The organism is Nocardia sp. NPDC050630 (genome assembly GCF_044457245.1).
Classification (GTDB): domain Bacteria; phylum Actinomycetota; class Actinomycetes; order Mycobacteriales; family Mycobacteriaceae; genus Nocardia.
Genome location: NZ_JBITGN010000011.1, coordinates 12,654 through 24,569, shown reverse-complemented (window position 1 = coordinate 24,569; position 11,916 = coordinate 12,654). Strand labels below are relative to the sequence as shown.

3 protein-coding genes are annotated in these 11,916 nt (G+C 67.1%); all 3 read right to left on the bottom strand.

What is annotated here, in order from left to right; genetic code table 11:
- Positions 1–8: 8 nt before the first annotated feature.
- Genes ACIBG0_RS25635 through ACIBG0_RS25625 form a run of 3 tightly spaced genes read right to left on the bottom strand, consistent with a single transcriptional unit; the run spans position 9 to position 11,774 of the window.
- Positions 9–347, bottom strand: a complete 339-nt coding sequence (locus tag ACIBG0_RS25635) for an acyl carrier protein (protein ID WP_397035515.1) — start codon at positions 345–347, stop codon at positions 9–11.
- Positions 344–4,813 carry a beta-ketoacyl synthase N-terminal-like domain-containing protein gene (locus ACIBG0_RS25630; RefSeq protein WP_397035514.1) on the bottom strand — a complete coding sequence of 1,490 codons (4,470 nt, stop codon included), beginning with the start codon at positions 4,811–4,813 and terminating at the stop codon, positions 344–346. Before ACIBG0_RS25630 ends, ACIBG0_RS25635 begins: the two co-directional genes overlap by 4 nt.
- The gene (locus ACIBG0_RS25625) at positions 4,806–11,774 is read right to left on the bottom strand and encodes an SDR family NAD(P)-dependent oxidoreductase (protein WP_397035513.1); all 6,969 of its coding nucleotides are present in this window, start codon (positions 11,772–11,774) and stop codon (positions 4,806–4,808) included. Before ACIBG0_RS25625 ends, ACIBG0_RS25630 begins: the two co-directional genes overlap by 8 nt.
- Positions 11,775–11,916: the final 142 nt, after the last annotated feature.

Genomic DNA, 11,916 nt, shown 5'->3' with positions numbered 1-11,916 from the left:
CGCCTCGCTCACTCCGGCGTCGGGACCGGCTCCTGGCCCGGCACGGTGTCAGCGGCGGGGCTTGCGAGACAGCGCTCGATGTGTGTCACCAGGCGGCCCACGTTCATCGAAATTATCTCGTCGATATCCATGTCGGCGACGAAAGCCACGAAGTCGACGTTCGCGCCGAAGCGCTCCTGGAGCTTCTCCCCCAATGCCACCATCTCGATGCTTTCCATCGCCAGGTCGTCGCTGAAGGTAGTAGCCGGGGTGATCTCGACGTCCAACAGGAAATCTGCGCCGATCACCTGGGTCAGCAGGCTGACCACTTCGTCGAAAACGCGAATCTCTTTGCTGTCGAGTGTCATTGAGCGTCCTCTCGATCGTCCGTTGCTGTCCAGGCGACTACGTGTGCTTCATTCGCGCGGTCGACGAGGCGGGTGTGGACTCGCCAGGTCGTGGAGTCGCCGGCGACCGCCTTCACGGTGAGGACTTCGTCACCGTCATCACTGCTCGCCGTGGCCGAAACGACGAAATCCTGGCCACGCAGGTCTGTCCCGAGTGCTTTGGCGACTGCCTCCTTAGCCGTCCAGAACCGGGTCGACCATGTCGTCCGATCCCCGGCCAGACGATCCAGCTGCGCCCGTTCGCTCTCGGTGAGCGAGAAGTCGGCTGTGCCGGTTCGCTGGGCCACTGCCTGGATATCGATGCCGACCGGCCTCGTTCCGGCGAGCGCGACACCGAGGCCAGATGCGCGCCCCCGACATTCGCTCTGCGCGATGCAGACCCGTAACTCCGGGGGGACCGGTCCACCGATAACGCACGGCTGGCCCTGCTCGTCTGTGCCGACACCGACCTCGCACGGGTACACCGGACCGCCGCCGCGACCCCAGGACCAATTCCGTACCGCGTCCTTGGCGGCAATCCGGCCGAGTAGCCACTGTCGTTGGGCTAGCGGGGGCAAGTGTTCGTACTCGGTACGCTCATCAGCTCGCAGGTATCGGCGCATCGCCAGCTCACGCGAACCGGTATCGGGCCAGCGTTCCCGCACCAGACACCAGTCTCCCGGCTGCATCTCGCCGATCCCGGTCGACGCCGGGTCGAACTTCATCGGCCAGGTGACCTCATCGCTGGCGAAACGGTGGTCGGTCCAGCTCTGCATCCGAGCCCAGAGGTGGCCTGTCTCGTCGACGAGTTCGGAATCGGCGCACACCTCGGTATCGGTGATCTGCCGAGCCCACACGGTCTGGGTCAACCGCGCTCCGACGTCGGGATATGGCCCGTAGATGTGGATCGCCTCGACGCTGACCGGAAAGCAAACCCTATTGGCGTCCAGGCTGATCTGTGCCCAGTGGCCGATGAGCTGCCCAGCGGCGTCCAACAGCGCTCCCCTGGTCGGCAGGTTCACGAGGACGCCGCGGTGACCGTTGTCCGCGCTACACAAGATATCGGCGATCCCGGCGAAGCGCGGACCGTGGAACGCCCAGTGGTCGGTGTACACCGCTGGCGCGCCGACTACCGGCGGCCGTTCTCCCGTCAGCGGCTCGGTGCTCGGGGCGGGAGGTTCGGGGTAGCTCGCGGCGAGCAGGACCGTACCGCTGGCATGCCCTTCGATTCGCACAGTGACCCGTTCGACACCATCGGGACCATGACCGTCCACCTTGGCATGTATGGTCACGGTCGTTGGTGGGGCGGCGACGAGCCAGCGAACAGCACGAACCTTCGCCCAGCCGACCAGCACTCGGTCCGGGAACAACGTTCGCGCGGCGTCGGCCATCATCTCGAGCATCACCGTCAGCGGAACCACCGGAAACGCATCGGAGGGATCGGGCCACCCCGCCGGTACGGCGGCCAGGGAATGGTCGACCAACTCGGGCATTGTTTCCAGCGAGCAGACTTGGCTGATCGTGACCTCGGCAGGAGGCGCGACGGGGTCCCCGACGACCGGCGCGGTCGACGTCCCGCCGGCGCGCCAGGCATCGACCACCGATCTCGCCTCTGCGGTCACATCGGACAGAAGGGTGTCGAATTCGGCGAGAACGGGGTGGTCGCGCGCGTGATCGACAGGGAGCGAGTTCGGTCCTGTCGAGATCGTGAGCGGTTCGATCGCTTCGTTGATGTGAACGAGCGGATTACCCAGGTCGAGCTGCATGGTGGTGGCCGATTGCGCGGTCGGTACGCGCACACCGGGCAGCCGATGACAGTGCGGAGACCGGCCGGCAGTCCACAGCGCAGCAGCAACTCTACGCAGTTGATCGAGGCCGGTTCGACCCGGCGCAGCGGCCGCCACCACAAGGTGCTCACGTCCGCGCAGCGTGTCCTCGACGAACCCGGGCAGACTGCCGGGTCCCACTTGGATGAACGCCCTGATCCCGGAGTCGTAGAGCTTGTCGATGAGCTGTCGGAACCGCACCGGCTCGATCAGGTGTCGGATTACCAGACCGCGGACTTCGTCGGGTGAGTCCGGGAATGGGGCGAGGGAAGTTGCCGACCAGACCGGTACGTCGGGCGGCCGCAGGGACAGTTGGTGCAGCGCGTCGTGAGCCGGGGCGAGGTACGGCTCGATCATCGGCGTGTGGAAGCCGGTCCGCACCGGAACCAGTTGAGCGAGCACCGCATGGTCACGGAATCTGGCTACCGCGGCTCGGATGCGGTCCGGGGGACCGCAGATAACCGATTGGTGCGGGCAATTGTCATGCGACACAACGACACTGGTCGCGCCCGCCAAGTCGCCGAGGACAGCAACGGCCCGCTCGGCGGAACAGCCGAGCGCCGCGTACACAAGGTCGAGCGGCTGCGCGAAGTCAGGCCCGAGCGATTCCAAAAAACCGTCCAGACTCTCCCGTGTGTAGATCCCGCCGACGACCATGGCAGTCCACTCGCCGAGGCTATGCCCGGCCACTACGTTCGGGACGACGCCCAACTCGCCGAGGGCTGTAGCGAACAGACGGCCGACAGTGATCGCGTCGACCGCTTGCTCGATGAAGTGGCTGCCGCGGCGCAGTCGCGGCGCCGGAAGGCCGAAGTGTTCGGCCACATCGTCCACCTCGTATTCGATGTCCTGCTCCAGACCGGGGAAGAGGAACGCGATCCCGCCAGTCGCATTGAGCAAGGGCGACGGTTCGAAATAGATATCGTTGCGCCCACGCCACGGGCTGCCTCGGGCAACGATCTTGCGCGCCAAGGCCAGCCGCCGCGGATCCGGGGCGACGATCGCCAGCCGACTCGGTCCGCCGTCCACCGCGTGGCCTGCGGCATCGTCCCGCTCGAGCAGCCGCGCGTCATCAACCGCCAGGCTGCGAGCGATTTCATCGGTGTCAGCGCCGGTCAACAGCAGCAGGTGTTCGCCCTCGATATCCGAATGCCGGTTGGTGGAGTGCGGCACATCGGCGGCGGTCGAGGCTCCCGGCGCTTGCTCGACAATCACGTGGGTGTTTATCCCGCCGAATCCGAAGGCGTCGACCGCAGCGCGGCGCGGAATGTGGGCTGGGCCATCCCACGGCCGGGCCTGTGTGACCGGGATGAACCGGGTGCCGGTGAGGGCGCGGCGGGGCTCCTCACAATGCAGCGTCGGTGGCAGGACACCATAGTGCACCGCGAGGACAGCTTTGATCAGTCCAGCGATGCCAGCGGCGGGCATGGCATGCCCGATCATGGATTTGACCGAGCCGATGCCGATATCCGGGTGCGGCCCGCGCTTCTCGCGAGTGCCGTTACCAGGTCCGAAGACCTGAGTGAGCGTGTCGAGCTCGGTCTCGTCACCGAGCGGCGTCGCGGTGCCGTGCGCTTCGAGCAGGCCGATCGACGCAGGAGCGGTGGGATCGAGGCCGGCAGCGTGCCAGGCGCGCTGCAGCGCGAGCACCTGCCCCTGTGTCCGCGGCGCCATCAGAGTAGAAGCCCGCCCGTCGCTGGACACTCCGGTGCCGCGGATAACCGCATAGATTCGGTCGCCGTCACGCTGGGCGTCCTCCAGCCGCTTGAGCAAAACCATCCCGGTGCCCTCGCCTATCAGCATGCCGTCGGCGCCACGGTGGAACGGGCGGATGGTCTGGCTGCGGCTGAGAGCGCCGAGCTGGGTGAAGACACTCCACATCACGATGTCGTGGGTGTGGTGCACCCCACCGGCGATTACCGCGTCACACCGCCGCGAGGCGAGTTCGACGATGGCTTGATCCACGGCGATCAGAGCGGACGCGCAGGCCGCATCCACGACATACGCGGGACCTCCCAGATCGAGCCGGCTGGCGACGAGGGAGGCAGCCAGATTCGGCACCAGACCAATCGCCGCTTCGGGCCGCTCGGGTCCCAAGCGTTCCTGGAAGGCCTCCCGTACCTTGTTCAGCTCCGCCTCGGCTAGACCCGGAACAAGGTCACGAAGGGTCGCAATGAGCTGGTGCGCGGTTCGTACCCGCTGGTCCAAGCGGGCTCCGGCCGCCGACAAGTACCCGCCGCGACCCAGGATGACCCCTACCCGGCTGCGATCCGGTAACCGTTCTTCCCCGCCGGCATCGTCGATCGCTTCGGTCGCTACCCGCAGCGCCAGGAGCTGGTCGGGTTCGGCGCCAGCGGCCGCGACCGGCATGATGCCATGTCGCGCGGGGTCGAAAGTTGCCAGTTCGTCGACGAAACCGCCCCTGTGACAGTACATACGGTCACTTGCGGCGGGTGCGTCCGGCTCGTAGTAACTCGGGTCCCAGCGAGACGCCGGCACCTCGGTGATGGCGTCCACGCCCTCGACGATGTTGCGCCAGAACGTCGGAGTGTCGGGCGCCCCCGGGAAGAGTGCCCCTAATCCGACGACCGCCGCGTCGAGCCCGAGTGGCGACTCAGGCATCGATCCGCTCTTGCCTACCGTGTGTGTGCCCATTCCCGACAATCGCTTCGGGATGTCCACGCACATAGATGATCTGCGCGGCGCCCGAGTCGCCACCGTGAGCCAGTTCCCGAAGCAGGCAGGCTACGCCGTCGTCGTGGTCGATGACCCCGAGCCCGCGACGGGCGTACTCATGCTCGAGTTCGGCCGAGACCATACCGCCGTCGGCGGTCGCCCATGGGCCCCAGTCCACCGACACGACGCGCCCAGCGAATCGCGTTGACGCCGCGTGGGCCATGGTGTCCAGAGCGTCGTTGGCCGCCGCGTAGTCCGCCTGGCCGCGGTTTCCGTATACACCGACGATGCTGCCGAAGAGCACGAGGAAACGCAGATCGGGCCGGACTGCGGCAATGAGTGCCCGGGCGCCGTCGACCTTGGTCGTGAAGACTCGTTCGAACCCGGCGAGAGTCTTATCGCACAGCAGCCGGTCGTCCAGCACGCCGGCGCCGTGGACCGCACCGTCGAGACGTCCGTGCCGACCGTAAATGTCCTCGACAACACCGCGCATCGCCGCGGAATCTCGCACGTCGGCCGCGTGGTAGCGCACCGAGCCGGCATACCGACTCAGCTCGGCCATGGTGGCCTGGATCTCCCGTTGTTTGAGCAGCCTACTGGTCACCGCCTCGACCTCGGACGGAGAACGGATGCCCTGCTCGATCACCACGCGCCGCATGGAGACCCGGTCGGTTGCCTTCGCCGTCTCGGGATCCTCCTGGCCGCTCGGCGCGGGAGTTCGCCCAACCAGCTCGATGTGGCAGCCGGTCGCTCGGGCCAGCCCGATCGCGACATCGGACGTGATTCCGCGAGCGCCTCCCGTCAGCAGAACAACGGAGGAGGGCTCGAGCCCGAGTGCCGCGATATCGCCATCGGTCGGCGCGACTGGCAGTGGAGCAGACGTGACACGCGGTGCGGCACGCTTGCCGTCGCGGTAACCGACAACAGCGGGGGCATCCACGCATAGCAGCTCGGCAAGAAGGTATGAAGCGATCCGGTGCGGCTCGTCGTTGACGTCGATATCGACGGCACGTACGTCGAGCTCCGGGAATTCGCGGGCAAGCGCGCGGACCAATCCGTGCAGGCCCAGTCCCGCGTCGTGCACGAGTTCGCTCTCGGTACCCTCCCTGCCGAACCTACCGCCGAACCCGGTCGCTATCAGCAACTTACGAGTTCCGCCCAGAACGATGTCGCGGATCCCGGAAAACCCATCCGGCAGTACCGGCTTTGTCCCTGGAACGACGGCAGCGAGGTGCACGACCGTATCGGCCTCCCGCAGCGCCGCGTCGCCATCCTCGAGTCCGCGCACAATGCGAACTTGCGCGCCGTGCCGCTCCAGCAGGGCAGCAAGTTCGTGGTCGATGCCAAGCCCCGCCTCGACGATTGCGAACCGGCGATCGGCGAGGGCAGCGCCGTTACTGTTCGCCGCCACGACGGATTCCTCCAGCTCGGCGACTTCGACCACGAACCGCTCGCACCCAGCGGCGGGCGACGAACCCGCGCTCGTCGGCGTGGATTGACCGCTGGGGGCCACGTCTTCGCCAGCCTCATGCGATCCGCCCGGGACCGGCGACCCATTCGAGCGACCGATGAGCCAATCGACGATGGCGCGCAGCGTCTTGAGGCGGCCCAACTGCTCCACACCGGACTCGTCGACCGCCGCGAGGCCGGCACCGAACGCGGTTACCCGCTCCTGCAAGGCGCCGAGGATCTCGGTGCGCTTGATCGAGTCGATGCTGAGATCGGCTTCGAGGTCGAGGTCTGCTTGGAGCATGTCCTCGGGGTATCCGGTGCGCTCGCTGACGATCGTCCGCAGCGCCGCCAGCGCGTGATCCGGCGTCAACGGGGCATCGGGTTGCGGCTCACTGCCATTAGTGGGTAAGGGGACGTCCGCGGCAGCGGGGGCTGCGCTGTTCGGCGCCGACGCCACGTTGTCCGGCGCGGAATTCGTGAGGCGCGGCTCAACCGGCGCGCCGAGATAGCCCAGCATCACGTCGCGTTGTGCGGCCATCAGCTCGCGAGTGGAGCGTAGGAAGTCCATCATCGTGCTGTCGCGGGCTGCGCCGACCTCGATCGGCATGCCAGGAAGGGCGGGAACCGCCTGCGTCCCCAGCTCCCGCGCCGGCTGAAACGCGCCGGGGAGATACTGACCATCGGAGGTGCGCACCAGATAGCCGTTGACGACCCAGCCCGGTCGGCGCGGCGCTGTGGACGCCGATACCACGGCCGCATCTCGCCCGCGGAACAGCGGCATTGGATCGACCGGCACCCCCGCCACCGCGAGTTCAGCGAGCGCCAGCAACAACCGACGCAGTCCGGGCTCGCCCGGAACGTCGCAAGCTATCGCCCGGTGTGGGCGACCGTCGAGGATCTTGTCGACGAGTCCGGTCAGCACCCGCCCGGGCCCGGCCTCGACAAAAACGCGGACGCCGGATTCGAACATCGCCTCGATCTGCTCGACGAAGCGAACCGGTTCGGCGACCTGGCGCACGAGTAGCTCACGGATGCCATCCGCGTCGGCGGGATACGGTGAGGCGGTCGCGTTCGACCACACCGGCATTCTCGGCGCGCTCACTGAGCAACGGCCGAGTTCGTCGGCAAGCAGGGCACCAGCGGCGGCGACCACCGGACTGTGGAACGCGCACGCCACGGGCACCTTGGTCGCGGAAATGCCGTGCTCGCCGAGCTTGGCGAGCACCGTTTCGATCGCTCGAGTCGCGCCGGCGATAACAGTCTGTTCGGGGGCGTTGTGGTTGGCCACCACCAGTTCGGCGCACGACTCGTCGCGCGCGAGGAAATCCCGCACCCGCTCGGGTGCGGCGCTCACTGCCGCCATCTGGCCGGGGTCTTCCCCAGCCGCGGCCAGGATCGCCTCGCCACGCGCCCGGCTCAACGCGAGCAACTCCCCCTCGTCGAGCGCATCGGCTGCGCAAAGCGCGACAAGTTCGCCGTAGCTGTGGCCCGCGACCACATCAGGTCGAACGCCCACCATGGCGAGCAGGTCCGACACGGCGATCTCTGCGACACCGAGCGCGGGCTGGGCAACCCGGGTATCGGTCAGCGTGGCGCGTTGGCGAGTGGTCTCCTCCGGCGAGAAGGCTGCCGGCGGAAACATCGCTTCGTACCACTGGGCCCCCAGATGTAGGTGGCGCCGCAGCCTGGGGAAGGCCACGAAAAGATCGGCGAGCATCCCGACTCGCTGCGATCCCTGGCCAGGAAACAGGAACGCCACCTGACCGGTTTCGCTCCCATCCGGCGCAACGAAAATCCCGTCCTCGGGCGCGGGTTCGAAAGCCCGAGCGCGAGCCAGCTTGCCCGCCAGCTCGTCCAGGTCGGATGCCACAACCGCGACTCGCACCGGGCATTGCGAAGAGGTCGCCGATGCAGTACGAGCGAGATCCCGCAGCCGCCAGGGCCGTCCGGCGGTGTCATTGGTTGCGATGAGTTCGGATATGCGGTCCATCTCCCGCACTGCCTCGGTTTCATCGGCGCCGCGGAAAAAGAACAGCTCCGCTGGCCACTCGTCGAGTCCATGTGCCGGCTCGGGGGCGCCGCGGTACCCCGCGAGCACCGCGTGGAAATTGGTGCCACCGAACCCGAACGAGCTGACACCCCCGATCCGATCGGCCGGGTGCGCGAGCCAGGGCCGAGCCGCTGTATCGAAGAAGAACGGGCTCGACTCACGCTTCCAATATTCGTTCGGCGCCGTGATGTTGCTTGTCGGCGGACGCACGCCCGCGTAGATCGCCCGCGCCACCTTGATCAGGCTTGCGATACCGGCCGCACATTTGGTGTGGCCGATCTGGGACTTCACCGATCCCAGCGCACAGACACCCGGGGTGGCGCCGGCTTCGGTCAGCACCCGGGTCAGCGCGGCGAGCTCGGTACGATCCCCCACGATGGTGCCGGTGCCGTGCGCTTCGACGAGACCGAGTCTCGCGGGCGACAGGCCAGCCATGTGGTAAGCCCGATCCATCGCAAGCTGTTGCCCCTCGAGCCGCGGGGCCGTGAGCCCCAACGAACGTCCATCGCTGGAGCCGGCGATCCCCTTGATCACCGCGTACACGCGGTCACCGTCGCGCTCGGCATCGGCCAGACGTTTGAGGACTAGGCAACCAACCCCTTCCCCGAGAGCTATTCCATCGGCCGTCGCGTCGAACGTTCGGCACCGTCCGCTGCCGGATAGGGCACCCACAGCGGCGAAGAGGAGGTAGTCGTAGATGCTGTTGTGGGTGTCCGCGCCCCCGCACAGCACCATGTCGCTGGTGCCGGCCCGCAGTTCCTTGCAGGCTGAGTCGAGGGCCGCGAGCGACGAGGCGCACGCTGCGTCCACCGTGTAGTTCACGCCGCGCAGGTCGAGCCGGTTGGCGATGCGACCGGCGATCACGTTGCCGAGCACGCCTGGGAACGAATCCTCGCTCATGGCGGGCAAGTGGGCGTCCAGAGCTGATGGCAGTGCACCGAAATAGGCGGGGAAAAGCGATCGGAAACCGTACGCCGTTCCCAGGTCGGTTCCCGCCTCGGTTCCGAACACCACGGAGGTACGTTGCCGATCGAACTCGCGGTCACTGTATCCGGCATCACGCAGCGCTCTGATGGCTACCTCCAACGCCAGGAGCTGGACCGGCTCGACACCTGAGAGGGACGCGGGCGGGATTCCGTACGCGAGCGCGTCGAACGCAACGTCCGGCAGGAATCCGCCCCATTTCGACGGCGACTTACCTCCCCCGACGCGCCCCACCGCATCCGGATCGAAGTAGACGGCGGGATCCCAGCGGTCAGCCGAGACCTCGGTTATGGCATCTACGCCGCCGACCACGTTGGACCAGTACCGTGCGGTATCTTCTGCCTGCGGAAAGACACCGGCGATGCCGACGATCGCCACGTCCAGCGTCGATGCGTCCGCATCCGATTTTCCGGCCGGAGTTGATGGCGAGGTGATCCCCAGCTCGGCAGCCCTGGCCGCGACCATATCGGTGGCGCCCGCACTCACCTCGTTGTGCAGTCGCTCAACCGTCGTCGTGGCCGCCCGCAGCGAGGCGACGTCGCCGATCATGAACATGCCGTCGGCGCTTTGAAGGGTCTCGTCGACCGGCACGATGTCCGCGCCCTGTCGGCGCAGCCCCTTACTTGCGATGCGCAGCCTGCCGAGGTTGAGCTTCTCCAGCTCGGCCCACATTTGCTGCTGTCCGACTCCATCAGCGGCCAGCCGGCGCTTGGTTTCCAGAAATGTACTCACATACTGCGTGTCCACACACCGGGTGGAGTGCCCGGGCGAGGTCTCCAACAGCACGGTGTGCGCACAGTCCAGTGCCGCGCGCTGAAATGTGGATGTGATCGCGCCCGATGCAACGGCCTCCTCGGTGAAGAGGTACGCGGTGCCCATCAGCACGCCGAGCCCGGCGCCGCGTTCGGCCAACGGAGCGCCGAGCACAGCGACCATGGCCGCCGACCGCTCGTCGTGCACGCCGCCGGCGAACAGGATTTGCAGCTCCTCGAAGTACCGCTCGCCCGCAGCCGGGCTTGTGCCGAACGCCAGCAGGCGTTCGATCTGGGTCTCCCACAGCGCGAAGCTGCTGCGTGGACCAACATGGCCGCCGCACTCACTGCCCTCGAAAACGAACCGACGCGCGCCTTGGGCCAAGAACTGGTCGAGCAGGCCTGGTGATGGCACATGCAAGAAGGTGGGGATGCCAGCCGCTTCCAGCTCCGCCGACTGCGACGGCCGCCCACCCGCGATGAGCGCGAAAGGTGGACGGACCGCGAGTATCGCCGCAAGCTGCGCCTCGCGGATTTCGGTCGGTACGAACCCGAGGATTCCCGCGCCCCAAGGCCGATCGCCCAGCAGCCCAGCAGTCTGCTCCAGCAGTGCCTGGGTTTTCTCCCCGGACAGCAGAGACAGCGCTAGGAACGGCAGTCCACCTGCGTCCGCGACTGCCGACGCGAAGGCGGCTCTATCGCTCACGTGTGTCATCGGACCCTGCGCGATAGGAAAGCGCAGTCCGTGCGCGACGGCGAAGGCCGCGCCCGAATCGAGCGGCCGGCATGTCTGCGCGGTAGTCAACGCGGCCATAACGGAGCCGCGAATCGCATGGACCACGCCGCCCGCGGTGACGTGGCGCGACGCCAGCTGCGCCGCCGTGGCGGCTTCCTGACCGACCGGCAGCAGTTGTTCACGCAGGTCACTTGCGCCCAACCGAGCGGCGATCGTCTCAGGGGCGACCTCATCGGCACTGACCATGCTCCTGGCTAGCGGAAGGTCCGGCCGGACGTAGAAGCGGTACCCGCCGACCACCGCGGTCTCGCTGCCATCCATCGCCCGAATTGCGCTCGACACCTCCAACGGGAGATCCATCTCGGCGGTTAGTGCGAACTGGACGTCCAATACGACGCCAGCGGCCCCGCCCGCGATCGCGGCGGCGGCCGTGCGTACGCCGATTCCACCTGCGGCCCAGATGGGCACCGTGATCTGTGAGTCCGCCAGCAGTTGCTGCATCAGCACAAAAGTGGTCGAACGACCGACTCGCCCGCCTGCTTCACAGCCACGTGCAATCAGGCCGTCCGCCCCGGCCGCGACAGCGGCGCGTGCCTCGACTTGCGAGATCACTTCGATCAACACCCGCTGACCTGGCTCGACGACCGCTGGCCACCAAGGCGAGCCCTGGCGGGGCACACATGGCAGTACTACGGTGTCGACCCGCTCAGGCAGATCATGCGGGGTGAGATCGCAATCTCGCGGCACCCGAACCCCGAAAGTTCCCGGCCACCAAGTGCACACCTCCGCGAGGTCTGCCTGTGCCGTTTCCCCCTTCAGAGCCAGGACACCCAGGCCGCCTGCTCGTTCCACGGCGACGACCAGCCGTGCGTTCGGCTCATCGAATGGATTGATACCTATGATCAGGTCGTTCGAACCAAGTGCACCAAGCATGCGCCGCTCCCTCCGGAGGACCGCTTGCCCCTTCGTTTGCGCGACCATTGCTGCGGCCGACTCAACGGAGGAGTCGAATGGTTCTGCTAAGGATCGTCGAATAGCTCCTGCTGACGTCAACACCCCTGACGCTCTTATCCGA